The organism is Pseudomonas sp. CFBP 8770 (assembly GCF_014841705.1).
GTDB lineage: Bacteria > Pseudomonadota > Gammaproteobacteria > Pseudomonadales > Pseudomonadaceae > Aquipseudomonas.
The window spans coordinates 22,058-48,968 of the sequence record NZ_JACYUL010000003.1 but is presented as its reverse complement, the minus strand read 5'-3'; the positions used below and the strand labels follow the sequence as shown (position 1 = coordinate 48,968).

Genomic DNA, 26,911 nt, shown 5'->3' with positions numbered 1-26,911 from the left:
ATAGAGGCCTTTATTCATGTCTCGGCATAGCCCAGCACGTCAGCGAATCATTGGTGCCCCCCGCCACCAGTTCAACTGCGACACGCCTATCTTGAGCAACCGTGCTGGTTTGCCTTGGGCTATCTGGGTGACGTCTTCGTCGGCGCCCAGCGATGCCATCTGCGCTGCAATATTCACGATCAGTTTTTCCCTTGTGTACACCCCGCCGCCCAACTGGTAGGCCGCAGCGATCATCTCGCGCAGCTCGAGCGGCAATCGCCAGCGTCGGCGCAATTCCGAGCCATAAGGCGCACCAAACGTTCGTAGCGCGTAAGTCAGCGTCGTCTGGTCAAGCTCACCGCCTGCCAGACGCCATTCCTGCAAAACGCGCAGCAGCGCCAGATCGCCCAGGCAGTGCAACACGCCTGCGCAATAGCAGCGCCACTCGTCCACATTCTGTTGGCGGGCAATGTTGCGAGCGAATTCGGCCGTGTGGGTCGAGCGGTTCCAGCAGATTTCGGCTTGTTCGAGCAGCAGCGGGTCACTCAGGTAGGCACTGGGCCGGGTGGTCATGCCCAGCAGCAGATTCATGCTCTGCGTAGGACCCAGCGCTTGCAAGGCCTGCATCAGCGTCAACACCGGCGCCGCGCCCTGTTTCGCCGCACTGTTGGCGGCGCTGACCAGCACCCCGGTGACTTGCGGGTCGCTGCGAACATTGGCTTCCAGCACCTTCAGGTTCAGGCCCTCTGGCCCCAGCGCCCGCTGTACCGCCGCCTGCACGTCACACAGCAGCGGCCCACCGTCGCAGTCCAGGCGGCGGCGCGTCAGATACTGTTCCAAAGTGGTACCGGCAGCGATCTGCGGAATTCGGCAGACGACCGCCTCAGCGGAGCCAGACAACAGCGTCTGCAGGCGCGCCTTCAAACTGGTCATATTCAAGGGTTTGGTCAGATAGGCCGTCGGTGCCAGGGGAAGTACTTCGCGCACGCTCGCGCTGTCGCTGCGCTCGCTCAACAAGATGAACGGTAAAGCCGACAGACGAGGGCTCTTGCGCACTCCGCGCAGTAGGTCCAGACCGCTGATGCCCAGCAACTCGCGCGCTACAATCACCAAGTCCGGCGGCTCACGCAGATGCTCCAACGCCTCAGGTCCCGTGGCGCACGCCTGCAGGCGCGCATCGCAACGTACACAGAGCAGCATCTGCGACAACAGATCACGCATCCAAGGGTCGGATTCGGCGATCAACACACGAGGGGGCATGCTGGTAGCGGTATTCATAGGCGCACTCCATGGGCCAAGGGTGACAGCATGACTCTCGATAGTGAGTCTGAACGGTACTGCAAAAAACGGATTCAGCAGAGGGTTTTAGCGCATGACGCGCCTGGCTGCAAACGGGTTGCGTTTGCCGCGGGTCGCTTGTCATGCGTTTGGTAACGGCTGCCCAGGACGCCATGGGCAGGCATATCACGTGTTCCGTTTGCTCGCTTCATAATGTGACGGTCAAAGGACTGCACGCCTCGGAAAAACTCAGTAACCGTTGCTTACCAGCGGATACATCAGGGTCGTTGAGACACCTAAGTGATCATGATTTACTTCGTGCTGCATTCGCAAACGCCTGCGTGGTTGTTCATTACAGCTTCAAGCAGCGGAACTGTACTCCGCAGTTCGAATCTTTACGTTCCCTGCTTTCTGTTACCAAGGATGGTGTGAAAAAGTGCTTTGCTCTTACCATGTTAATATCGTTGGCTGTCGAAGCCAATGAAGAAAACGCCATCCAGATACACACATGTGAAAGCCTGGCCTTGCCGTCAAATAAACTATCTAAGTACAAAGAACGCTGGGGCGGTGTATGCGGTGCTGACAATACCAAAGAAAATGGTGGAGTGTGCATCGATCAAATAATAGGAGATCTGACGGTATTGCCTTATTTCGAAAACAACCCCGATTGGATAGCTCGCGCCATACTCGAACACTGCATAAGCAACCAAACTAAAACCACCCCATAAAAAAAACCCGCCGAAGCGGGTTTTTCCTACAAACATTCACATCACTCACGCCAGCTCAGCGAAGCACTCTTCGATGATGGCCAACCCTTGGTCCAACAGCTCGTCAGGCGCCGTCAGTGGAACCAGGATGCGCAGGACATTTCCGTAAGTACCGCACGACAGCAGAATCAAACCCTTGTCGCGCGCCTTGGCTACGACCTGGGCCACTGCTGCGGCATTCGGCTTGTGGGTGTCGCCGCCTTCGAACAGCTCGATGGCAATCATCGCGCCCAGTGCGCGCACATCACCGATCACCGGGTACTTGGCCTGGATGGCGCGCAGGCCCGCCACCAAGTGCTCGCCGACTGCCTTGCTGCGATCGAGCAGGTTCTCTTCCTCGAACACTTCCATCACGGCCAGTGCCGCCGCGCAGGCGATCGGGCTGCCCGCGTAGGTGCCGCCCAGGCCACCTGGAGCGATGGCATCCATGTACTCGGCTTTGCCGCACACGCCGGCCAGAGGGAAACCGCCAGCGATGGACTTGGCGAAGGTGGTCAGGTCGGGCGCAACACCCATCTGCTCCATGGCGAAGAACGTACCGGTACGGCCTGCGCCGGTCTGCACTTCATCGGCGATCAGCAGGATGCCGTGCTGGTCGCACAGGGCGCGCAGACGCTGCATGAAGGCTTTCGGCGCGACATAGAAACCGCCCTCACCCTGCACCGGCTCGAGAATGATCGCTGCGATGTCACGCGGTTCAGCGTCGTTCTTGAAGATGCGCTCGATGCTGGCGATCGAATCGTCGACGCTGACGCCGTGCAGTTCGCAAGGGTACAGCGCGCGGAACACACCGCCGGGCATCAGGCCCATGCCAGCCGAGTACGGCACGACCTTGCCGGTCAGGCCCAGTGTCATCATGGTACGGCCGTGGTAGGCGCCGGTGAAGGCGATCACCCCGGCACGGCCAGTGGCAGCGCGGGCGATCTTGATGGCGTTTTCGACCGCTTCGGAGCCAGTGGTGACCAGCAAGGTCTTCTTGTCGAAATCGCCGGGTACCTTGGCGTTGATCTTCTCGCAGACTTCAACGTAGGGCTCGTAAGCCAGCACCTGGAAGCAGGTGTGGGTCAGCTTGTGCAATTGCGCTTGCACAGCAGCGATCACCTTCGGATGAACGTGACCGGTGTTGAGCACCGCGATGCCGCCGGCAAAGTCGATGAATTCGCGACCTTCGACGTCGGTAACCGTGGCGTTCTGCGCCGACTCGGCAAAGATCGGATGAATCTGGCCCACACCGCGTGGCACGGCAGCCTGGCGGCGTTGCATCAGGGATTCGTTGGTCTTGCTCATGACATTCCTCATTCGCCGCTCATCGGTCGGCGTGATTCAAGGATAAAGCGGCCGGTAAGTACCGCAGCAGCATACGATGATCGACTGCTGCGGCCGCCGGCCGCCAAGGGTTCTGCGCGGTGGGTTACACCGAAATGCAGAGGTATTTTATTTCCAGGTAATCTTCGATGCCGTACTTGGAGCCTTCGCGGCCCAGGCCCGAGGCCTTGATGCCGCCGAACGGCGCCACTTCGTTGCTGATCAGGCCGGTGTTGATACCGACCATGCCGTATTCCAGCGCCTCGGCAACACGGAACACACGGCTCATGTCGCGGGCATAGAAGTACGAAGCCAGGCCGAACTCGGTGTCGTTGGACATGGCAATCACTTCGGCCTCGTCCTGGAAGCGGAACAGCGGCGCCAGTGGGCCAAAGGTTTCTTCCTTGGCCACGGCGGCATCCTTGGAGACGTTGACCAGCACGGTCGGCTCGAAGAAGTTGCCCTGCAGCGCGTTGCCACCGGTGAGTACGGTTGCGCCCTTGCTGACCGCGTCGGCGATGTGTTCCTTGACCTTGGCCACGGCCTTGTCATCGATCAGTGGCCCGGTAGTGGTGCCTTCTTCCAGACCGTTGCCGATCTTGAGCTTGCTCACCGCAACCTTCAGCTTCTCGGCGAACGCGTCGTAAACGCCGTCCTGCACATAGATGCGGTTGGCGCAGACGCAGGTCTGGCCATTGTTGCGGTATTTGGAAATGATCGCGCCCTCGACCGCCTTGTCCAGATCAGCGTCGTCGAACACGATGAAAGGCGCGTTGCCGCCCAATTCCAGGGACACTTTCTTGATGTCCTTGGCGCATTCGGCCATCAACTGGCGACCGATCTCGGTCGAGCCAGTGAAGCTCAGCTTGCGCACGATCGGATTGCTGGTCAGCTCACTGCCGATGTCGCCGGCGCTGCCGGTCACGACGCTGAACACACCTTTGGGAATGCCTGCGCGTTCGGCCAGCTCAGCCAGCGCCAGTGCCGAGAACGGCGTCTGCGAGGCAGGCTTGAGCACCATGGTGCAGCCTGCGGCCAGCGCCGGGCCCGCTTTGCGGGTGATCATCGCGGCCGGGAAGTTCCACGGAGTGATGGCGGCGGTCACGCCGATTGGCTGCTTGATCACGATCAGACGCTTGTCCGGCTGGTGGCCGGGAATGGTGTCGCCGTAGACGCGCTTGGCTTCTTCGGCAAACCACTCGATGAACGAAGCGGCGTAGACGATCTCGCCCTTGGCTTCGGCCAATGGCTTGCCCTGCTCCAGGGTCATCAGCCGGGCGAGGTCATCCTGGTTTTCGATCATCAGTTCGAACCAGCGGCGCAGCTTGTTCGACCGCTCCTTGGCGGTCAGCGCACGCCATGCCGGCAGTGCCTTGTCGGCAGCCTCGATGGCGCGGCGGGTTTCCGCGGCGCCCATTTTCGGCACGGTGCCGAGAATTTCGTTGGTAGCAGGGTTGCTGACCTTGATGGCCTGCCCACTGTCGGCGCCCAGCCACGCACCATCTATATAGGCTTGCTGGCGGAACAACGAGGTGTCTTTGAGCTGCATGTCGGCTTCCTTGATGGCGCCGTACGTGACGGCACGAATGGAGGGATGAAAAGGCGCCCGGGCTGAGGTGAAATACCGCATGGATGAACGCATGCGCATCGGCAACCAGACAAGAGCGTTTGAAATCTCAAACGAATCCTAGGATCTATGGCACCAAAGGACAATAGCCGTTCGAAAAAAAGAACGACACGTCTTGCAAGCCTGGGTATGGTCGGCTTGCGCGAGTGTTACCGTAGCAGATTACAAACGATGTGCAGGTTATCGCAATGGACGACCACCCCCGACATGGGTATCATGGCGCCCGCGTCGCACCAGTAGCTCAGCTGGATAGAGTACTGCCCTCCGAAGGCAGGGGTCATGGGTTCGAATCCCGTCTGGTGCACCATCTTCTCCTTTTCGTCCAACACGTCCTTGTGCTGCACGATCTCAGCTTGATCGCTTCAACCCCTCGCAGCCTTTCAAATCGTCTTCGCATCCAAAAGTGACGCATGCACGTCGCAGACAAACGTCAGTATTCGCGTCTATGGCGTCAAGGCTACTCAAAGGTGACGCTGTTGCTGCCATTTTGCAGGCGAGCAGTAGCTTCCTGGCGCCTCGACCGGCTCAATATTTATCTTTAAATATATTGAACTTTTCATGTTTCAAGCAGCATGTTAGAAAACCTTCTTTTTGTGAAAATCTTCGCTAAAGATTCCCTGTGCGCTGCCGATTGGATGAACGCAGCACTGGCATGGAGTAGCCGACCGGAGAAACTAAAACAGCGATTTCGAGAGGCTAACATGTTGAAAAGTGCTTTAACCAACTTAACGGTCAGATCGAAGTTAATACTTGGCTTCACACTAGTTATCATACTTACCGTATTGATTGCCCTGACGGGCTGGAGAGGCATCGCCTCATTGAGCGAACGCAGCGAGCGTATATCGGATATCGCAAAACTGAGCACCTTGACGCGAGACATGCGCATTGCGCGGTTGGTCTACAGTCAGAACTCGGATGACGCCAACGCCGCGAACTGGCTTGCTGCCTATGACAATCTCGATAACCACCTCACCTACCTCAATGCCGTATTGAACTCCGAACTCAATATTCCTCATGTCCGAACTGCAGCAGCCGCCATGAAGGAATACAAGGATCATTACAACAATATTGTCAATGCCACGCACGCGCGTGAGGACAGCAGAGTAGTGTTGGGCACCCATGCCGACAGTGTGGACGCAAAGCTGCGGCAGCTGAACGGGCGGGCCAACTCGTTGGACGGCGACGCCGCACAGCGCGACGCTGTCATGCGAGCCATCACGCTGTTTCAGAAGATGCGCTTCGATGTTCGCGGATACACTTACACACTGAAGCCCGACGCCCAGCAAATGGCTGTCGCTTCGATAACTGCAGCGTCCGACTACATGCAAAGCCTCACCACCTCAGGCCTTGATGCCAGCGCCGTCGCAGGCCTGTCAGATTCGATGGACAAGTACGCTGCCGCCATCGGTCAATTTTCGTCTGCCCAGGCCACCATCAATCAGGGGCAGGCGGGCATCACCAAGAACATCGAAATCCTGCTCGGTTCGGCCAACCAACTGGCGCAGAACCAGGTCGACCTGCGCCTTGCAGACGTCAATCAGGCCAACCGGATGTTGATTTTGTGGCTCACCGCAGCACTCGTCATGAGTGCACTGGCGGCGTGGATCATCACTCGCCTCATAGTCGTTCCGCTGCGCGACACACTGCAGTTGGCTGACCGTGTGGCCCGCGGTAATCTGACCCACAATGAGCCAAGCACGCGCAAGGACGAAATCGGCATGCTGCAGACCAGCATGTACCAGATGACCCTGAACCTGCGCCAGTTGATCGGCGGCTTGCGTGATGGCGTCACTCAGATCGCAGGCGCGGCCGAACAGCTTTCAGCCGTCACCGAGCAAACCAGCGCCGGGGTCAATAGCCAGCGCAGCGAAACCGATCAGGTAGCGACGGCCATGAATCAAATGGCAGCGACCGTTCAGGAAGTGGCGAAAAATGCAGAGCAGGCTTCGGATGCGGCAGTCAGCGCTTCCAAGGAAGTGCGCGAAGGCGATGCCGTGGTGTCCAAGGCTGTGCTTCAAATCGAAACGCTTGCGGCTGAAGTCGGTCGATCCAAAGTGGCCATGGATGAGTTGAAACAAGAGAGCAACAAGATCGGTGGCGTGCTCGACGTGATCAAGGCGGTTGCCGAGCAGACCAACTTGCTGGCACTCAACGCCGCCATCGAAGCCGCCCGCGCGGGCGAGGCCGGACGTGGGTTTGCCGTGGTCGCCGATGAAGTCCGAAGTCTCGCCCAACGTACTCAGACTTCCACCGAAGAAATTGCCACCCTGATCGACGGCCTGCACAGCCGAACTGCACAAGTAGCGACCACCCTGGAAAACAGCCGCCTGCTGACGGATGACAGCGTTGCCTTGACCCGTGATGCGGGCACCTCCATAGGCAACATCAGCCGATCCATCACGACCATCGAATCGATGAACCAGCAGATAGCCGCTTCTGCCGAAGAGCAGAGCGCGGTGGCTGAGGAAATCAACCGCAGTGTGATCAACGTTCGGGACATCTCCGAGCAGACGGCTTCGGCGAGTGAGGAAACGGCATCGTCCAGCGTTGAGCTGGCGCGACTGGGTGTGCATTTGCAGGCGCTGATGAGTAAGTTTGTGCTGTGATGTAGGGTTTGGAAGAGCTGAGACCGTGGGGAGCCCCAAGTGAGCGCTTGGGGCTTGTTTGGGGTGGTTACTGGAGTTGGGAGGTTTGGTGCAAGATGAGTGATTAGGCTCAGGGGTAACTCTTGGCTTCAAGCGCCTGAGCCGTCCCTCCCTAACCGGTTTTGCAGCTCCTGCACAACCGAATCGACCTTGGCGCCCGCCGTGACCTGTGCCAGGGCGTTTTGAACTTCATGGTTCTCGGCCAGCAGGAGCGAAAAAACGTGCTGAGCATTCGGAGTCACAGCCGTTGCTGCTAGGTCTTTGAGCTGCTCTGCTCTGGCCTGAGCATTGGCTACCATCGACGATGTGCTGGCACAGGAGTCAGGGTTGGCAGCGCAAGACTGGAACGCTGCAATTTCCTGCTCACGGCTCAGCGTAACGAATTTTTGAAGAACATCCTCTGAGCAACCAGCGTCTTTGGCGGCGCAGGCGTTGAGCTCTTTGGCTGCGCGCGTGAGGTCGCTGTGGCTCAGGTGGTTGTATTGGGTGGCTGTCGCTGCAATGTCGGCCGCCACCTGAGGATCGCCGCCTGTCACCACGCTGGACAGCAGGCCTACCACATTCGACATGGCCAGCAGATTGGCCTTGGCCTGTTCGGCGCCCCCTTTGCCGGGCTCATAGCCTTCAGGCACAACCAGGTCCGCCAGGTAGCTGACCATGGCTTCATTCGCGCCACCGGCCAGGGCACCGGTCTTGAAGTCCTCGCCCATGGCCAATGCCTTCATGCCACCCAACAGGGCGTGCGCCGCAACCTTGCTGGGGCTTCCTTCAACCATCGCAGAGCTGCCTAGCGCGTTTGCGCCTTGGGCACCCGCAGCAGTAATAAGTGCGCTGACCATGCTGCTTGCAAAGTTGTCGCTGAGGCTGCCGCCGGTGATGGCTGTCTTGGCCAGTGAGTCGGCACCGGCTTTGGCAGCGACCATACCGGCACTCTCCGCGTTGAGGCCGAGCTGGGTGGGGTCGTAGCCTAGCTGGCCTGCAATGCCAGCGCTGGTAGCAGCGAGTGCATACCCTTTGAGGCTATTACTGTTGAAGGTATCGCTGAGCGTATCGCTGACGTTGCCTTTGTTGTTGATGGCGCTGACGGTTGCGGTACTTGCCATGGACGTAAGCGCGGCAGTCGCTGCCATATTGCCCAGCCCTGCAGAAGCGGTAGCAGTGGCCGCGGCCATGGTGCCGGTGGAAGAAGCGCCTAATGCGGTTCCGGCTGAGGCAGCGGCGCCGCTGGCAACTCCTGCGGTGAGAACCGACACAATGATCACGATGGCCAACATCGCCCCTTGGCCCAGTCCAGAGTGCCCATACTTGAACGACTCGTGCACTTCCTCGATCTGCTGCCAGTTCACATCCCCGCGTGCCTCTGCCTCTTTCAACCAGGCCAATTGAGGGTCCGCCTGGACCATGGTGTCGATGGTCTGGCTAACGGTGTTCTGATCGATATGCTTGATATCGATGTTTAGGCCTTCGGTAGCTTTGATTGCCAAGGTTCCTTGCGCAACCAACTCACTCTGCCGCACTGTCTCATCAGTCCTGCCCTTGCCCCCCATGGACATCCAGGCGAGATCACTGCTGCTCTTCTCGTGGCTCTCCTGCTTGAGATCCTTCACACCTTCGAAATCAACGGCGCCGCCGCTGTCCAGGGTCAGGTCCTTGCCGCTTTCCAGTTTGGCGACCTGATACTTTTGATCGCCGCCGCTTTCCAGGGTGAGGTTGCCACCGGTCTTGATTTCGGTGCCCACGTTGGTAACGGTGGTCGTCTCGTCGCTCTGGGTCTTTTTGCTGCCCAAGCTGCCTTTTTTCTTTTTATCGTAAAGGGAGTGGTCGCTGTCCTGAGCGGCCAGCAATTCCAGGTTTTCACCGGCGTACAGATAGGCTTCGTCGCCTGCGGTGATACGGCTGGAGACCAGGGCCATGTCCCTGCCCGCCGTCAGGGCGATGTCGCCGCCTGCATCGAGCGAAGTGCCGATCTGGCTGACGTGATCTTGCTGTGCGGTGACCTTTTTGGTTTTGGAATAGGTGTGCTGTTCGTTTGCTGCGGAACTCAGCGTGAGATCACCGACGGCTGCCATGGCGATATTGCGTTTGGCGTCGATGTCGCTGGCAATGGCCGTCAGGTCACGACCGGCGGTGGCGATGACGTCCCGGCCTGCGGCGAGGCTGGAGCCGTGCTGGGTGACAGAACTGCTGTGGGCTTTGCGGCCGCGGTCTTTGCTTTCAATCTGCTCGGCTGAAGCGAAGTTGATATCTCGACCGGCGGCCAGTGCCAGGTCGTTGCCAGCTTGCAACACCCCACCCACATTATTGACATCCCGCCCTGCCCACACGCTCAGATCATTCGCCGCCTCGATCCGAGCGGCCGTGTCCGCGAAGTCCCTGCGTTCGCTGCGGTAGCCGCCACTGCTTTGATGGCTGGTCACCGTGCGCTCGTTGATCACGTCGCCGTTGACGGCGGTCAGGCTCACGTCGCGACCGGTGATCACGCCACCGGCCTTGTTGACGAGGGTGTTGCCCGTCAGCAGGTCGAGTCGGTTACCGGCCTGCACCAGGCCGCTGTTGACCAGGTTGTTGCCGGCGCTGGCGCTAAGGTTGTTGCTGGCTTTCAGGGTGCCTGCGTTGGTGAGATCGTTACCGGAAACCAGGTTGACGTCGCGGCCGGCGACCAGCGCGCCGTTGGGGCCGAGGCGGTTGTTGGCATGAGCCAGGTACAGCACGGGCACCAGCACGTTTTGGCCGTTGACCTTGTACTCTTCCAGCCAGACGATGTCGTGGGTTAGTGCTGCGATTTGCGCCGAGGTCAGCGTGGTGCCTACCGACAGGTTGAGCTGTTGCTTGCTGGCGATGGCGTTGTTCATCAGGTACTTGAACAGAGCTTCGTCGGAGTGCTGGCCGTCGATGAAGCGTTGGCCGGTGCGGGCGACTAGGGCCTGCTGGATCAGCTTCTGTTCGTAGAATCCGTCGCCCAGGCGCTTGGCGCTTTCGTCCGGGTTGTAGCCCAGGCCTGCCAGCAGGTAGTCCGAGCTCAGAAATTGCTTGAGGTCGGTGAGTGCCGGGTTGGTTTCGATCAGGTATTTGTGTGGTTGTGAAGTACGCTGCGCATCGGGCAGACCCTGAGCGCGGTTGATGGTGACTGGAATCCCTTCCCCGGCGCGACCGGGCGACGATGCATCCGTCACTGTCGAACCGCCAGCGCCGGAGACGGGGCCGAGTATGTTATCGATGTTCGGAGCCTGGTGAGAGGCAACGTGAACGTCGGGATTGATGACGTCGAAGGGAACTCGGCCCTCTACCTGAAAGGTACGGCCCTGGCTTATATCGGCGGTCTGGGTGCGCTGGGCCACATCGATGCTGGCGCTTCCAAGTGTCCAGTGTTGCGGGCCGCTATCGGTCTGTTTGGCAGCACTGTCCGTGGCGGGTCGGTCACTGAGGCGGAACAGGCCGTTTTGCCCAGTGGGGAGACTGAAGCCTGACAGGGCCAGCGGGTTGATCTGTTGTTGGGCAAGGTCGGGAGGCAGTTGCGCGTCGAGACTGACCCGAGTGCTGAAATCGCTGCCTGAAGCACCGGTGTCGGTGCGGGTGCCGCTGCCGAGGTAGTGGTAGTCGTTGCGTACTACGCTGTTGTCGAAGTTGTTCTGGGTGGTGATGTTAACGTCGCCGATCGCTTGAATGACCGCCGCATAGCCTTGATCGCTGGTCGACAGTTGTGTCACACGGGCGAACTCCGGGAGCTCGGTCTCGGTGTAGGCCAGGAAGTTGCTGATACCCGCTTCCAGACCGCTCAGGTTATTGACGTCGTACCGAGCACCTTCAAGCCAGTAGTGCTCGTTGAAGGCATTGGCTTCCGAAAGCAGCCCGCTGGCACCTCGCTGGCGGCTGGTGCGGAAGGTCCGCACGTATTCGGTATCGCCCGTTTCAATGCCGCGGTTGAACACGTTGGCGACCGAGGCGCTGAGGTTGCCACCCGTGGCAATGGTGCTGCTCTGGTTAAGCAGGTCGCCGCCGTTGAAACTCAGGCTGCCGCCTGCGGTGATGCTCGATGCCTGGCTCGCCTCGGTGACTTCCAGCTTTTGGCGTTCCAGGACTTCGAAGACGAAATTGCGTTTACCAGAGCAGTCGCCGGCGTTGACGCCCTCGACACAGGCCACTTGGTAGATCTTGCCGGTATAGATGCCAGCGTCATTGGCCGTGAGTACTGCGCGCACGTTTTCGATGGTGCTGGCAGCCAGGCTCATGCTGCCGTCACTTTGCAGCGTCGAAGAGCTGTTGCGAATCAGGCTGGCATGGCCGCCACTGCCGTCGCGATCAATACGCAGATTGGCCAGGCTGTAGACGTCGGCGTAACGGTTGGTGAAGCTGTCGACCTGCAAGCCCATGTCACCGCCGCTGAAGAGCAGTCCCCGCTCGTTGAGCAAGGTGCCGGTCTTGAGCGTGAGGGATTGGGCACTGCCGAGGGTGCCGTAGTTGTCGATGTTGCCGGCCGTGATCCCGGCGGCGTCCACAGAAGTGATGCGACCCTGATTGAACAAGGTGCCGCCGATGCTTAGCGACAGGTCACCGTTACTGGCCAGCTTGCCCTCGTTGCTCCAATTGGCGCCTTCACCGCGCAGGCTCTGCGAAGCGAGCAGCTGGCCGCTGGCGGTCTGGTGAAAGTTGCCGACCTTGATGGTCAGGCGCCCGGCTTGCAGCACGCCGCTGTTGGTCCAGCTGTCGGCATTGAGGGTGAGGCCACCACGGGTGACCAGGCTGCCACCAGCGGCGGTGACGTTGGCGCTGGAGATATTCAATTCACCCAGGCCTACGTGCAGCAGAGAGCCGTTGGTATTGCGGAAGCTGCCCGCGTCGATCGTCAGATCGGCGTTCGCAATCTCGATCACGCCACCCTGATTATCCAGTACACCGCCCACGCGATACACCGAGGCACCGTGTGTGCCGAATGCACGCACGGTGCCGCCCTGGTTATCGAAGTCAGCGGCAGTGATGTCGAAGGATGAGTCGCTTTCGATGATGCCGAACGGATTCATCAGCGCGCCGCCTAAAGCGAAACGTACGCGGCCTCCGGCAATTTGGCCCGCGTTGGTGGCGGTGTTGCCGGTCACGTCGATCAGACCTTTGGCATACAGCCCGCCTGCGCGGTTGTTGAAGTGGACGGCGGTGATGCTGGCGTCGCCGCTTTGCGCGACGATGCGGCCATTCTGGTTGTCGAGCCCGGCCAGGGCCAGCAAGGTCAGGCGTTCGCCTTGAAGGGTACCTTGGTCGTTGAGCAGACCGCCAGCCATGCGCACCTCTAGAGCCCCACGCAGGCTTGAGAGGATGCCGCCGCGATTGTCCAGGCTACCGGCCCCAAGTATCAGGTCGTCGTTCTGGGTGATAAGACGACCGTTGGCATTGTTGATCGCGCCACTGATTTGCAGGGTCAGGCCGGTTTGGCTGCGCACGACGCCCCCGCTGTTTTCTAGCGCATCAGCGCTAAGGCTGACGACGCCGTTCTGGCTGTAGATCAAACTGTCGGGGTGGCTCTGCTCGCTGCCACTGGCGTTGAGGGTCAGTTGATCTAGCAGAGCCAGCGGCCTTGGGTTGGGGTTGTCCAAGCTGCTGGCGAACAGGCTGCGCAGGTTATGCCTGACCATCTGCCCATCGTGGTTGTCGATGTTTGGGGCGTGTTGAATGCGTGGGGGTCTGCTGCTGGCGAGTTTGCGCTGAGCATTGATCAAAGTGCCCAGCAGTTCGAGGGTAATGTTACCGTTGCTGGCCAATTGGCCGCCGGTATTGTCCAGCTCCTTGCCGGTCAAACTTAGGGTCTGCTGGCTATTGACGATCCCGGCACGGTTGCTCAGGTCGGTGGCATGGACAGTTAGCTCCGCGCCACTGTCGATCAGGCCGCCTTGGCTGTTGTCGAGCGTGTCGTGCACTGAAAGGCTTTGGCCAGCGCTGCTGCTCAAAATGCCGCCTTGGCTGTTGTCCAGGCTGGCACTGTCGATGTCGAGACGTCCGCCACTGGCCAACGCTCCGGCGTTGCTGTTGAGCAGCGCCCCGCTCAGACTGACCGTCAGGTTGCCGCTGCGGCTGGAAACGGTACCGTTGTCGCGGTTGTCCAGGCTGCTACCCTGCAGATTCACACCCTGCCAGCCGGACAGCAGGCCATTGCTGTTGATGATGGCGCCGCTGACGACGGACAGCTGGCCGCTGCTGATGATTTTGCCAGCACGGTTGTCGAGCTGCGCACTGGCCAGGGTGTAACCCTGATTGCTGGAGATCTCGCCGTTGCGATTGTCGACGGCGCCGATGCCGTTAAAGGTCAAAGGGCCTTCACCGTTGATCAAGCCGGCGCTGTTGTTCAGCGTGCCACCGTTGAGATCTAGACGCACAGCGCGGTTGCCGAGCAACTGGCCGCTCTGGTTGTCGAGGGCGGCGCTGTGGATGTCCAGCACGGTTGCCGCGTTGATCAGGCCATTGTTGCGGTTAAGCAGGCTGCCCCGGCTGATCAGTTTCAGGTCGCTGCGGCTGGTGAGCACGCCTTCGCTGTTGTCCAGGCTACCGGCCTGCACGCTGAGCGCGGCGGCGGCAATCTGGCCTTTGAGGTTGGCCAGGGCTCGCTCGATGTGCAGGGTCAGGGTGTGGTTGCTGAGCAGCTTGCCGGCGTTGTTGTCCAGGCTGCGGGCATTGAGCGTGAAGGCCTGGCCGCTGGAAATTTCACCGCCTTGGTTGTACACGGCACCGACGTTGCGCAAGGTTAATTCCGGTGCGTTGAGCAGGCCTTGTCGGTTATCGAGGTCGGCGCCGTTGAGGTCCAGCGTCAGGGCGCTGTTGCTGAAAAACTGCCCCGCCCGCGTGGCAAGACCTTGCAGGCTGGCAGTCAAGGCCAGTTGGCTACCAATACGACCGCTGAGGTTACTGACCTGCTGTGCGCTCAGCTCGAGGGTGTTGGCACTGCTGACCAACCCGCCATCGTTGTTGAAAGCTCCGGCTGTCAGGTTTACTGCGCCCTTGCCGCTGATGCTGCCGCCCTGTCCGTTGTCCAGGCTGGTGCTTAAGAGGGTCAAGCCTTCATCAGTGACCAGTTCGCCACCACGATTGAGGATCAGGCCGCGACTTTCGAGGGTCAACAAGCCTGCACTGGACAGGCTGCCGCCACTGTTGTCGAGGCTGCTGGCACGCAGGTGCACAGTGCCTTCGCTGCTGATCAGACCTTGCCGGTTAGTGGCCGAACCGGTGAGCGAGACGTCAATGTTGCGGGGACTCAGCAAGCGCCCGCCGCTGTTGTCCAGGCTGCCGGCGTGCAGGCTGATGCCCGTCTTGCCGGATAGCAGGCCCTTGGCGCGATTGAGCATATCGACGTAGGCGAGAGTGAGGGAGCCTTGCGCCAGCACCTGGCCGGCATCTTCGTTGTTGAGCCGGTTACCGGACAGCTCGATGTCAGCCTGCGAAGACAATTCACCGCCACGGTTATCCACAGTGTCGACGTGAAGTTTCAAAGTTCTGAGTGCCGCCACCAAACCGTTCTGGCGGTTGTCGAGTCGCGCGCCCGCAAGCAGGAGCGCGCCTTCGGCGATCAGTTTGCCGTTCTGGTTATCCAGCCCTGCTGTACGAACTTCGACGTCTCGCTTGCCGGCGATCTCACCTTCACGGTTGTCGATGCCGGCCGCCTGCACACGCAGCAGTCGGTCGCCGATCAAGGTCCCGGCGCGGTTGTCGAACAGGCCGCTGGATGTGATATCAACCGTACCATGGCTGCTGAGCAGACCTTGCCGATTGTTCAGGCTGGCGGTTTGCAGGATCAAGTTGCGGGCCGCGATGCGGCCTTTGCGGTTGTCCAGGTTATGCGCGCGCAGGTCAAGACGGGTGCTGCTCAGCGTGCCGTTGCGGTTATCGACGTCACCTGCGCTGACGAGCTTCAGGTTGCGGCTGGCGATCACGCTGTTGCGGTTGTTGAAAGCTTGCGCATCGATGCGTACGTCGCCTCGAGCGTTGCGACTGTTGTCTGCATTGATCCCGGCTTCGATGATGCCGCTGTTGGTCAACTGCCCGCCGCTGCTCAGGGTGATGCTGTCGCGGGCGGTCAGGTTGTCGCTGACGGTCAGGTTGCCACGGGTCTGCACCCGCAACTGGCTGCCTGCATGGACTGGGCCTTGGACGTCGAGGCTTTGCGCCGTGACGTTCACGGCGCCGCTGGCCGCCGCCTGGGCCAGCCTCAGATGGCCGTTGGCGTCGAGCTGGATGTCACCGGCGCTGGCCGCCAGATGACCGGCCAGCTTCACCCCGACGCCGGCTTCGGTGCCCACCAGCTTGATCGCACCTGCATACATGCCACCCAGCGCGGAACTGTCGATGGCCAATTGCGGCTTGGCCGAGCCGTCATCGCCACGGGCGGTGGCCTGCAGGGTCGCGGCATCAACATCGTTGCGCCCTGCGACGATGGCGAGATTGCCAGCGTTGATCCGTGCATTGATGTGGGCCGAGCGGGTGATGATCTCGAAACCATCGACATTGCTGGCGTTCAGGCCCTGGCCGTCGATGGAGATCGCACCGCCATCGACCTGATAGCGCTGCACCCGCCCGTTCTCGACGATCGGCTTGCCGGTGGTCAGGGTCACCTGCGGGGTGTTGATGAAGCCGCAACCATTGCACGTCATGCCATAGGGGTTGGCGACAATGACCTTGGCCGACTGACCGGCGACTTCGGTATAGCCACGCAGCTGGCTGGAATTGCCGCCGGTGACTTCGTTGAGAATGACGTTGGCGGCGGAGCCTGCCAGGTTCGGATTGCCAACGATGATGCCGCCCAGCTGAGTGTTCTGGGTGCGGCCGGTGGCGTTGTTGAGGATTACGCCCTGGCTGCCGACGTTGTAATCCTTGTACTGGTTATGGGACAAGCCTGAGGAATTGGGTGTGGCAATGTTGACGATCGGCACACCGTTGCCGGCCTGTTGCAGGCTGGTGCCTGGACCACTCACCACGATGCCTTCGGCTTGCGCCCACAGCGGTTGCCAGAACATGACGTTGGCCAGCAGTAACGCCAGCGCGCGCTTGGGCAAGCCGCAGAATTGCTCACGGGGCTGAATCCGGGCCGAAGCTTGTCGGGCCAGAAAAGCGAACTGGCGAACGTCCATGTCGATTACCTACTGAAACGTGAAATCAGAGAAAGAGGTCTAGGCGAAAGTAGATCGGTGTTTCGCGATCGCTCAGTGCGTCGGGGCGTTCCAGCGAATGGGCGAAAGTCACCGAAGTCGCGAAATGCTGGCCGCGGGCGAACAACTCGACCGAGTTGCTGGACACGCGACCATGCTGGTCGTCGTTGTGACGATCACTGCGGATCACACCTTGGTCGTAGCCCAGGCCGATGCCATATTCATCAAGGGCAGGTCGTAACCAGGCGAGGCTTACCGGACGCGTCCAGCGCAGGTCGTTGCGCCAATAGCCACCGCTGTCGCCAGACAGGTTCTGGTCCTTGATGCCACGCATCGACGACTGTCCGCTCAGGCTCATGCGTTGCGGGCTGAACAGCACATCTTCACTGCGTTGCCCGTTAGCCAGGCTGGTGAAGCTGAGCGTTTCGCCCCAGAGGTTGAAGCCCTGCAGATAGCTCAAGGTGGCGGTGTATTTGCGATAGCGATCGTTGGGATCGCTGTGCTGTTCGATCTTGCGACTTTGCGCGTCGAAGGCGCCGATGCCTTGCTGCATGCCTAGGTCGAGGTTAACGAACGCATTGCCGATACGGCGGCCGTGGTTGAGCCCGAACTGGGCCTCGCTGATGCGGTTGCTGCTGACTTCCAGGCGGTTGCCGCTCAAGTAGTTGTTGCTGCGCAAGTAGGCCAGGCCGCCGTTGACCGACGTTTTGCTGACCGCGTCGCGATGTATCACGCGCTCTGCACGAAACTGATGATTCTGGCTGTCACCGTTTTGCTTGAAGGCGAACCCGTTGCCATAAGCCTGCGAGCCGTATTCGCTTTGGCTGTAGGAGTAATTTAAGTTCCACCAGCCCCACGGCACGCTGTAGTAAACCGTGGTGCTTTTGGAGCCGCGATGATGGTCGCTGACCGCATCGTGGCTGCCACGCAGCACCAACTGGTCGGCTAGGCCCAATGGGCTGTCCCAATCAAGACCCGCACTCCACTGCTGCTGACCGGTGCTGCGCTGGCCATCGTTGTTGCGCGACAGCGAAGCACGCCAAGGCTTCTGGGTCGTGTTCCTGACCAGCACGTTACTGCCACCCAAAACCTCGCCCGGCGCCAGCTCTATTTGCGCATGGTTGGATGGCAGGCGGTTGAGCTGGTCGACCAGTTGCTCGACTTCGCGCAAGTTGAGCAGTTCGCCTACTTGGCCCGGAAACGCCATGTTCACTTCCCGTGGCGATAACCCGCTGTCATCGGCAGGTCGAATGCCTTCCAGGCGGCCTTCAACCACTTGAAGCGTGAGGATGCCGGTGGACAGGTCCTGTTGCGGCAGGTAGGCACGACTGGTGACCAGCCCCAGTTGCAGATAGCGATCGGTGACGCCCCCCAGCAACTCGTTGAGTTGCGCAACACCCAGGCACTGGCCCAAGTATGGCTGCACGAGTTCGGCCATTTGGGCAGGAGCAAGGGCATCGGCGCCCTGGATGTCGATACGCTGAATGGTGAAGCAGCGAACATCCTCCACGGTTGGAGGCGCAGCAGCGCTGAGTTGCTCACCAGGCAGGTTCTTGAGCTCCTCGAGGCGCTGCCGCTGCTCTTGAAGCAGGCGATCCTGACGGTCGCGAATGAAGTCCTGCTCGCCCGGGGTAGTGGCAGCGGCGAAGGCCTGAGTTACACAGAAAATGCAGGCTACGAAATACCACGTTATATAGCGCGCTGCTATTACCCACATATTCAATCCCTGATACCGGAGAGGTCTTGTATCTACTCAATGCAGCGGAATGATATTTAGCCATCAAATTCACGTCAAAGATCATATGTGTCCATATCCGACAGCATCTGGGCTCTTTGAGATTTTCAGAAATAACTTTATTGATCGCTATGGGTTTTTAGGTCATTAACTAGCAGCACGCACAGCTTCAATATTATATATTTACAAGCTAAATCAGTAGGTTAGCTCAATTCATCGCACTTATCCCGTTAGACCACCGGTGACTCGATGCTTGAACATTTCCCTACCCGCTCGTAGGCAAATTCTTATAGACAGCGTTATGTAGTTCTGACCGATGCAATAAAGCTTGCCGATCTTCGCAACCTCGACAAGTAAAGGGCCAAAATTTTCGAAACAAACCCAAATTTGATAGCAATAAACTTTAACACTTGGTGCAAAGCATGCAGCCCGCCAAATCACAATGAGAACTTCGGCTCGTCGACGCATTGTTGCGTTCACCTTCCTAGCTGATCTGGACCGATGTGAAGCGACGCCTGAGGTATCAACGTTGCGGCTTGGCGAGGGTTTCTCTACATTCTCCAGGTGATCTTCGAGTACCTAGGTTCCCTCTCGCGAAAGAGACGCAGAAAATGGACCTCACCACCCTCCTGCTTTTCATCCCCGCCTGCTTTGCCCTGAACATGGCCCCAGGGCCAAACAACCTGTTGTCCATCAACAACGCCGCCCACCACGGCTACAGGGCCGCGTGCCTGGCCGGGTTCGGGCGGCTGGTAGCATTCAGCGCGATGATCGCGCTGGCGGCCATGGGGCTGGCGGCGGTGTTGTTTGCATCCGAATGGTTGTTTCTGGCCATCAAGACGGTGGGCGCGCTCTACCTGCTGTGGCTGGCGTGGAGCCTGTGGACCAGCGAGCCCGTCGACATGGCAGCGGACTCCACGGCCGGTGGTACCAACCTGTGGCGGATGCTGCGCCGCGAGTTCCTGATCGCCGCGGGTAACCCCAAGGCGATCCTGATATTTACCGCGTTCCTGCCGCAGTTCGTCGATCCGCAACAACCCGTTGGGGCCCAGTTTGCGGTGCTCGGCGCGCTGTTTCTGGTTTTAGAATGGGTTGCGGTTGGGCTGTATGCGTACCTGGGCGTAAACCTCAAGCGCTGGCTGAATACGGTGCAGGCCAAACGTCGCTTCAACCGCGCCTGTGGTGGCTTGCTGGGGCTGGCAGGCGTTGGCCTGCTGTTCGCCCGCCGCGGGCATGCCTGAAGTGCCAGTATTGGCCGGTAGCAACTGGTAACGGCCATTCGTTAGCGTGCAACGAACCTTGTTGCAAAGCCGGCGTCCGACCTAGGCACGCTCATCGCCTAGGGTCCGCTTATGAAAGAAGCCATCGCCAAGAAATACCGTTTGATCATCAAGACCATGGGCTACGTCGGTTGGTCGCTGTTCTGGCTGCTGCTGTGGGATATCGCGGTGACCGTCGACTTCATGCTGTTTCTCAACACCAAGCTGAGCCTGCCGATCATGCCGCTGACGCTGCTGGGTTCGGCGCTGATCGTGCTGATCAGTTTTCGCAACAGCAGCGCGTACAACCGTTGGTGGGAAGCGCGAACGCTGTGGGGGTTGCTGGTCAATGCGTCGCGCAGTTATGCGCGCCAGGTGCTGACCTTGATCGACGACGCGGGCGATGACGTGAATCCGGTCAAGGCCACCTTGCTGCGGCGCCATGTGGCCTATGTGAACTGCCTGGCAGCGCACGTACGGCACATACCCTGCCCACCGGAAGTGGCAGCCTTCATCAGCGCCGAAGAATTCGAACGACGCGACAGCACCAATAACTTTTCCAACGACCTGCTGACCGGCTCGGCGACTCTGCTCGCCCGCGAGTACAAGGCCGGGCGCCTGGACAGCATTCGCCTGGCGCGCCTGGAATCGACGCTGGTGGACATTTCCAACTGCCAGGGCGGCATGGAGCGTATCGCCAACACGCCGTTGCCCTACCCGTATGTCTATTTTCCGCGCCTGTTCATCACCGTGTTCTGCCTGATCGTACCGATCGGCCTGGTAGATTCGCTGGAATGGTTCACACCGCTGGCGTCTACCGTGGTCGGTTTCATGCTGCTGGCCATCGAGCGGATCGGCACCGACTTGCAGAGTCCGTTCAAGGTCAGCGAACATCAGATCCAGATGGATTCGCTGTGTGAGAACATCGAACGCAACCTGCAGTCGATGCAGCGAGATACTCAGGAAATGCGCTCCGCCTAGTCCTCTGCCCTTTTCGTGACCCGCGAGCGCCCTTTGCGAAGGGCGCGCCGACCCATAGCACCCACTTGGGAACCCCTTATGAAAGCCATTGCGTATACCCAGAACGGCACGGCGTCCGTGCTCACCGACCTGCAACTGCCCGCGCCCACCCCGGGCCCGCGTGATCTGCTGGTGCAGGTCCAGGCCATTTCGGTCAACCCGGTCGACACCAAGGTGCGCAGCGGCGCCGCCGTCACCGAGCCGCGCGTGCTGGGCTGGGATGCGGTCGGCGTCGTTCAGCAGGTGGGCGATCAGGTGAGCCTGTTCAAGGTCGGCGACAGCGTGTTCTACGCCGGCGCCATCGACCGCCCGGGCAGCAACAGCGAGCTGCATCTGGTGGACGAACGTATCGTCGGGCACAAGCCGCAAAGCCTGGACAACGCCCATGCCGCCGCCCTGCCGCTGACTTCGATCACCGCGTGGGAGTTGCTGTTCGACCGCCTGGGCGTGCCCGAGGGCGGTGGCGAAGGCCAGAGCCTGCTGATCATCGGCGCGGCCGGTGGCGTCGGCTCGATCCTCACCCAGCTGGCGCGCAAGCTCACCAATCTGACCGTGATCGGCACCGCCTCGCGGGACGAAACACGCCAGTGGGTGACCGACCTGGGCGCCCATCATGTCATCGATCACAGCAAGCCGTTGGTGGCGCAGCTGGAGGCCATCGGCGTCGGCCAAGTCGACCATGTCGCCAGCCTGACCCACACCGACACGCACTTCGCGCAATTGATCGAGGCCCTGCGCCCCCAAGGTCAGCTAGCCCTGATCGACGATCCGAAGAGCCTCGACGTGATGCCGATGAAGCGCAAGGCGCTGTCGCTGCACTGGGAGCTGATGTTCACTCGCTCATTGTTCCAGACCCCGGACATGATCAAGCAGCACGAGCTGCTCGAACGTGTGGCCGAGCTGATCGACAACGGCGTGCTGCGTACCACCCTGGGCGAGCACTACGGCGCGATCAATGCCGCCAACCTGATCCGCGCTCACGAGCTGATCGAAAGCGGCAAGGCCAAGGGCAAGATCGTTCTGGAAGGCTTCTAAGCCCCTCAACCGGCCCGACCAACGTGGCCCGACTCAACGCGCGCCCGGCACCTGCCGGGCGCTTTCCCAACCGCCGCCCAAGGCCAGGAACAGGTTGATCTGCTCCATGGCCACCTGGGTGTTGGCCGCCGCCAGTTCGCCACGCACGTCGGTATAGGTGCGCGTTGCCTGTAGATCCGCCAGGAACGATGCGCGGCCGGCTGTGAAGAACTGATGCGTTTGATCCGCTGCCTGCTTCGCTGACTGCTCGGCGTCGGCCAGGGCATCGCGGCGCTGCAGCAGGGCAGCGTACTGCGCCAGGCCCGTCTGGGTTTCGCGGATGGCGTTGAGTACCACACCGTCGAAATTGGCCAAGGCGGCCTGGGTCGACGCTTCGGTTTCGCGAATCCGCGCACGCGCCCCGTTGGTGGGAACGTTCCAGTTGATCAACGGGCCGATGCCCCAGCGGTTGGTCGCCGGGTGCCCAAGGTCGTCGAGAATACCGACCGTGCCAACCGTGGCGCCAATGCTGATGTCTGGATACAACTGCCCGGTCGCCACACCGATGTTGGCGGTGGCTGCCGCCAGCCGGCGTTCGGCCTGGCGGATATCGGGACGGCGCTTGAGCAATGCGGCACCGTCGCCGACCGGCATCAGCTGGTTGATGTGGGGCAGCTCCGCACACCCGACCACATCGGCCGGAAGCTGTGCCACCGGTGTCGCCAGCAGCATCGACAGTTTGTACAGGCCCGCCTGGCGTGATGCCTGATAGCGCGGCAGCTCTGCACCCAGGGACTTGTACTGGGTTTCGGAGCGGGTGACCTGGGTCTCGTCGCCACGGCCGGCATCGCGCAGGCGCTGGGTCAGCTGCACGCCCTCTTGCTGCAACTGCAGCGAGTGCCGGGCGATCTCGTATTCCTCGTTGGCTGCACACACCTGGGTATAGGCGCGCACCACATCCGCCACCACGGTGATGCGCGCCGTATCGGCAGCTGCCTGGGTGGCATCGGCATTGGCGCGCGCCGCTTCGATGCCACGCTTGAGCGTGCCCCACAGGTCGAACTGGTAGGACAGGTTGAGCGAAGCGCTGCCCAGGTTATCCACCGGCAGCTTTTCCGTCATCAGGAACGCCTCGCCCGACTCCTGCAACCGCTGCGCCTCGGCCTTGGCGTTGAAATCGAAACCGCCTTCGGCCTGGGCCTGCTCGATCTGCGCGCGCGAACGGGCAATGTTGGCGGCCGCCACACGCAGGTCGGTGTTGGAGGCCATGGCCTGACGCACCAGCGCATCCAGGCGCGAGTCGTGGTACAGCTTCCACCAGTCCTGCGGAACCGGTGCCGAGACCACGTTGCTGTCACCTTCGACCAGCGCGCCCTGCAGATCGGCGCGGTTGAGCGCGGCCTCCGACGGGGTGTGGTAGTCGGGCCCGACCATCTGGCAGGCCGACAGCAACAGCGCGGCAGCGAGGCTGGACAGACGCAGGGCCTTGCTCATGGCGTCGCTCCCGCCACCGCACCGTCTTCGATGATGGACACCGTGGCGGTGCGGCCGGCAATCAGGCGATAGCCGTCGGGCAGGTTCTCGAAAGCGATGCGCACCGGAATCCGCTGCGCCAGACGCACCCAGCTGAAGGCGGGGTTGACGTTGGGCAGCAGGTTGCTGCCACTGCTGCGATCGCGGTCCTCGATGCCCGCCGAGATACTCTGCACCCGGCCCTGCAAGCGGGTGTTGTCGCCCATCATGCGAATGTCCACCGCCTGGCCAACATGGATCACGCCCAGTTTGGTCTCCTCGAAATAGCCATCGATATGGAACGAGGTGCCATCCACCACCGCCATCACGGCGCGGCCTGCGGTGACGAATTCATGCGGGCGTGGTGCGCGGTCATTGATGAAGCCATCCACCGGACTGCGGATCACCGAACGATCGAGGTTCAGTTGCGCGGCATCCACCGCAACCTGGGCCTCGGACAAGGCGGCCTGGGCACGCAGCTGGCGCGACTGGCTCTCTTCGAGCTGCTCGCGGGCCACCAGATTGCCGAGGCTGCGGTTACGCCGCAGCTCGCGTTCGGCCTGGGCCACGGTTTCCTTGCGCTCGGCCATGCTCGCCTGGGCCTGGCGCAGGGCCAGACGAAAGCGGTCCTGGTCGATGGTGAACAGCACGTCACCGGCCTTGATCGATTGGTTGTCGTGCACGTTGACGTGTTCGATCAGGCCGGACACGTCCGGCGCGATCTGGATGATGTCGGCGCGCACGTGCCCGTCACGGGTCCAGGGCGCATACATGTAGTACATCACCATGCGCCAGACGATGAACGCGGCCAGGCACACGAACAGCAGGGTCAGGACCAGGCGGCCAAAGGTGAGGATCGGTTTTTTCATAGCATCAGGCTTCGACAGATGGCGTCTACCGCGCCGAGCAGCACAGCGTAGAGAGCGACGTTGAAAAGAGCCCGGTGCCAGACCAGGCGGTAGAAATGCAGGCGGTTGAGCACGCCATGCAGTAGCAGAAACAGGCCGTAGGTGAACACCATCATCACCAGCACGGTGGGCAGGAAGATCCCGCTGATATCCAGTTCACCAATCACAGCGGTGCTCCATCGATGCCATGCGGCAGGTGTTCGGCGGCATCGCCCGCCTCGGTGACCACTTCGGCCCCTGGCAGCAGCGCCAGGCGCAGGCCGCTCAGCGCGTGCAGCAAATGCTCGCGGGCTTCTTCGGCCTCGCCCATGGCTTGCACGGTCAGGCCACGGCGCGCGCGGTCCATGGTCATGAGCAGACCCATGGGGGCCGGCAGGCGTTCACTGGCCTTGCGACAGGCCTGGAAATACCCGCCCACCTCCTCTATCACCTGATGCAGCAACGGCCGTACGGCAGCGGGCACCCGCGGGCTGTAGGCCTGCATGTCGAGCAGGTTCAGCGCCACGCGCACATCGCGCAGCGCAGCACTGGTGTCCTGGCCGGTCATGGTCAGGCGCGGCAGGTGCTGCATCAACCGGTCGAGCATCTGCACGCCCATCGCCCGCTGTTCGGCCAGGCTCGCCGGACGGGTGATATGCACCACGTCGCGCCAACTGAAACGGGTCAGGCGCTTGGCCGCCAGTTCCACGCCGAAGGGGCGCACCACCAGGGTCCAGATGAACGCGAACAGCAGCCCTACGGGGCCTGCCAGGTTGCTGTTGGCAAAATTCATGAAGTCCGCGTCGTAGGCGCCCTGGATGCTGATGAACGACGACGTGTTGACGATGGTCAGCAAGGTGCCGAGGAAGAAACGTGGCTGCACGGTCAGCGTGCCGACGACGATGAAGGGCACCGAGAAGGCCAGCACCAGCATCGGGAAGTCATGCAGGTTGGGCAGCACCAGAAATAGATAGAGGCTGGCAAACACCACCGACATCACGGTCCAGAAGAAGAACCGGTAGATCTGTGGCGCCGGGTCGTCCATGGCGGCGAAAAAACTGCAGGCCACTGCTGCCAGAATCACCGCGCTGGCACCGTCGGTCCAGCCCAGCAGAATCCACAGTACCGAAGCGACGATGATCGCCGTGACCGTGGAAAACACCGAATACAACATCAGGCCGCGATCCAGGAACGGCTTGAGTCGGCCCAGGCGCCAGTGCCGGTAGACCGCTCGCCAAGGCACGCGGCTATCGGTCTTGATCGCCAGTTCCAGGCTGCGCAGGTCCTGCCACAGGTCGATCCATTCGCCCAGTCGATACACCGCGTTGGAAAACAGCAGCTCGCGACGGTCGTCCAGTTGCGCAGGACTCGGGCGGATGGCTTGCAGCTCATCGCGCAGGGCTTGCCAGCGGGCCTGGCTGGGATCGTCGACGCTGTCCTTGAGCCACTGCCGCGCCAGGGCCATGACCGGCGCAAGGCGTGCCACCAGTTCGGGGGTGCGGCGTTCGATGGCAAACAGCGCATCGTCCAGCGCATCGATGACCGGCAGCAGGTGGATCATGCGTCCGCGCAGTTCCCCCGCGTTGCGCACCAACTGCGGCCGCGCGCCTTCGTGGGGAAGCTGGCCGATCATCATTTCCAGCGAGTTGAACGTGCCGACCATGGCCGAACGCAGCGGGCCTACTTCGTCGGCTTTCACGTCGCGCGCCAGAAAGTGGTCGCTGTAGCCGGCGGCATCTTCGAACCACTTGCCGGCGGCGCCGATGAACACCGGCGTGAGCCGACGCGGCCAGAACATTGCGCCCACCACAGCGGCGCAGACGATGCCCAGGCAGATTTCCTGGAAACGCGAGCTGGCGATGTCGAACACGGCGGTGGGGTTGTCCACCACGGGCAGGGCGATCAGCGGCAAGGTGTAGCCCGACAGCATGAAGGCGTAGCTGTTGGCCGTGCGCAGGTGCAACGACAGGTACAGCAGTGTGCCGGTCCACAGGGCGATGACCGTGGCCAGCAGGAAAGGCGTCTGCACGAACAGCGGCACGAACAGCACCGCAGCGGCAGCGCCGGTGAAGGTACCTACCGCACGGTACACCGCCTTGGAACTGGTGGGCCCGACGAAGGGGCTGGAGACGATGTAGACGGTGGCCATCGCCCAGTAGGGCCGTGGCATCTGCAGGAGCATGGCGATGTACAGCGCGATCATCGACGCGGCGAAGGTTCGCACGCCGTAGAACCAGTCTCGGGCCGGTGGCACATCGCTGAAAAAACCTTTCACGGGTAGCCACCCGGCGTGCCCTGTCCTGCTTCCTCGAAGGCACGCACCACACGCAATGCCGCTTCCAGGTCCGCCGGAGCGATGTCCTTGAGCACTTCGCGGCGCAGGCGTACCAATTCGCCTTCGATGGATTCGGCCAGATCGCGGCCGCTGGTGGTCAGGCTCAGGGCCTTGGCGCGGCGGTCGGTCGGGTCTTCGGTGCGGACCACGAAGCCAGCCGTGCAGAGCTGGTCGAGCAGCCGCACCAGCGAGGGGCTTTCCAGGCCGGCCGCCTGGGCAACCGTAACCTGCCGGACGCCGTCACCCAGGCGCACGATGAGCAGCAGCGGCACGGCGCAGGCTTCGGACACGCCATAGTTGGCCAGGGTGGCCTGACAGATACGGCGCCAGTGACGCGAAGCGACCACCATGCCGCTGCTGATGTTCAGCTGGAGCTTGTCGATATTCATCGGAAGGATGCGAATATTCATAGTTTGCTAACTATCT

General features: G+C 61.1%; 15 protein-coding genes, 1 tRNA gene and 1 pseudogene. 7 read left to right on the top strand and 10 right to left on the bottom strand.

Annotated features, from left to right (window positions below; genetic code table 11):
• Positions 1-39: 39 nt before the first annotated feature.
• Complete coding sequence (locus IFT98_RS07485) at positions 40-1,257, bottom strand: HDOD domain-containing protein (protein WP_192047926.1); 1,218 nt, start codon at positions 1,255-1,257, stop codon at positions 40-42.
• A 143-nt stretch (positions 1,258-1,400) separates the two neighbouring features.
• Here IFT98_RS07485 and IFT98_RS07480 point away from each other — a divergent pair, with 143 nt between their 5' ends.
• Positions 1,401-1,985, top strand: coding sequence for a hypothetical protein (locus tag IFT98_RS07480; RefSeq protein ID WP_192047925.1), 585 nt, complete (start codon positions 1,401-1,403; stop codon positions 1,983-1,985).
• A gap of 45 nt (positions 1,986-2,030) precedes the next feature.
• Here IFT98_RS07480 and gabT read toward each other — a convergent pair whose 3' ends face one another.
• Together gabT and gabD are read right to left on the bottom strand one after the other, a co-directional pair.
• The gene (gabT, locus tag IFT98_RS07475) at positions 2,031-3,311 is read right to left on the bottom strand and encodes a 4-aminobutyrate--2-oxoglutarate transaminase (RefSeq protein ID WP_122714248.1); all 1,281 of its coding nucleotides are present in this window, start codon (positions 3,309-3,311) and stop codon (positions 2,031-2,033) included.
• Between the two features lie 124 nt (positions 3,312-3,435).
• On the bottom strand, positions 3,436-4,878 hold the full coding sequence (gabD, locus tag IFT98_RS07470) for an NADP-dependent succinate-semialdehyde dehydrogenase (protein WP_122795954.1): 1,443 nt from the start codon (positions 4,876-4,878) through the stop codon (positions 3,436-3,438).
• Between the two features lie 308 nt (positions 4,879-5,186).
• Here gabD and IFT98_RS07465 point away from each other — a divergent pair.
• The 3 genes and pseudogenes from IFT98_RS07465 to IFT98_RS21190 all read left to right on the top strand — a co-directional run bounded on the left by IFT98_RS07465 (position 5,187) and on the right by IFT98_RS21190 (position 7,562).
• Positions 5,187-5,263 (top strand) — tRNA-Arg (locus tag IFT98_RS07465).
• Positions 5,264-5,528: 265 nt separating this feature from the next.
• Positions 5,529-6,707: pseudogene (locus IFT98_RS21195) on the top strand (methyl-accepting chemotaxis protein); the annotation flags it as partial.
• Positions 6,690-7,562: a methyl-accepting chemotaxis protein gene (locus IFT98_RS21190; RefSeq protein ID WP_446730821.1), complete on the top strand. Its 873-nt coding sequence runs from the start codon at positions 6,690-6,692 to the stop codon at positions 7,560-7,562. The pseudogene IFT98_RS21195 and the gene IFT98_RS21190, both read left to right, overlap by 18 nt.
• A gap of 128 nt (positions 7,563-7,690) precedes the next feature.
• On the opposite strand, the gene IFT98_RS07455 is transcribed toward IFT98_RS21190, so the two are convergent.
• Together IFT98_RS07455 and IFT98_RS07450 are read right to left on the bottom strand one after the other, a co-directional pair.
• Complete coding sequence (locus IFT98_RS07455; protein ID WP_192063049.1) at positions 7,691-16,705, bottom strand: two-partner secretion domain-containing protein; 9,015 nt, start codon at positions 16,703-16,705, stop codon at positions 7,691-7,693.
• 25 nt (positions 16,706-16,730) lie between these two features.
• Entirely contained in the window at positions 16,731-18,440 is a 1,710-nt protein-coding gene (locus IFT98_RS07450; protein ID WP_192047923.1) for a ShlB/FhaC/HecB family hemolysin secretion/activation protein, read from the bottom strand.
• A gap of 629 nt (positions 18,441-19,069) precedes the next feature.
• Between IFT98_RS07450 and IFT98_RS07445 the strand changes: the two genes are divergently transcribed.
• The 3 genes from IFT98_RS07445 (at position 19,070) to IFT98_RS07435 (ending at position 21,772) form a co-directional block, all read left to right on the top strand.
• Positions 19,070-19,699: a LysE family translocator gene (locus IFT98_RS07445; protein WP_122714237.1), complete on the top strand. Its 630-nt coding sequence runs from the start codon at positions 19,070-19,072 to the stop codon at positions 19,697-19,699.
• A gap of 111 nt (positions 19,700-19,810) precedes the next feature.
• Positions 19,811-20,698, top strand: coding sequence for a bestrophin family protein (locus tag IFT98_RS07440; RefSeq protein ID WP_122714236.1), 888 nt, complete (start codon positions 19,811-19,813; stop codon positions 20,696-20,698).
• 78 nt (positions 20,699-20,776) lie between these two features.
• Positions 20,777-21,772, top strand: coding sequence for a zinc-binding alcohol dehydrogenase family protein (locus IFT98_RS07435; protein ID WP_192047922.1), 996 nt, complete (start codon positions 20,777-20,779; stop codon positions 21,770-21,772).
• A 33-nt stretch (positions 21,773-21,805) separates the two neighbouring features.
• On the opposite strand, the gene IFT98_RS07430 is transcribed toward IFT98_RS07435, so the two are convergent.
• The 5 genes from IFT98_RS07430 to IFT98_RS07410 are packed head-to-tail and all read right to left on the bottom strand — an operon-like array spanning position 21,806 to position 26,874.
• Entirely contained in the window at positions 21,806-23,245 is a 1,440-nt protein-coding gene (locus tag IFT98_RS07430; RefSeq protein WP_192047921.1) for an efflux transporter outer membrane subunit, read from the bottom strand.
• Positions 23,242-24,132, bottom strand: coding sequence for an efflux RND transporter periplasmic adaptor subunit (locus tag IFT98_RS07425; RefSeq protein WP_192047920.1), 891 nt, complete (start codon positions 24,130-24,132; stop codon positions 23,242-23,244). The genes IFT98_RS07430 and IFT98_RS07425 overlap by 4 nt, the downstream gene beginning before the upstream one ends.
• Entirely contained in the window at positions 24,129-24,338 is a 210-nt protein-coding gene (locus tag IFT98_RS07420; protein WP_043191852.1) for a DUF1656 domain-containing protein, read from the bottom strand. The genes IFT98_RS07425 and IFT98_RS07420 overlap by 4 nt, the downstream gene beginning before the upstream one ends.
• On the bottom strand, positions 24,335-26,425 hold the full coding sequence (locus tag IFT98_RS07415) for an FUSC family protein (protein WP_122801310.1): 2,091 nt from the start codon (positions 26,423-26,425) through the stop codon (positions 24,335-24,337). The genes IFT98_RS07420 and IFT98_RS07415 overlap by 4 nt, the downstream gene beginning before the upstream one ends.
• Positions 26,422-26,874 (bottom strand): MarR family winged helix-turn-helix transcriptional regulator, encoded by a 453-nt coding sequence (locus IFT98_RS07410; protein ID WP_122480647.1) that lies wholly within the window; start codon positions 26,872-26,874, stop codon positions 26,422-26,424. Before IFT98_RS07410 ends, IFT98_RS07415 begins: the two co-directional genes overlap by 4 nt.
• Positions 26,875-26,911 lie beyond the last annotated feature (37 nt).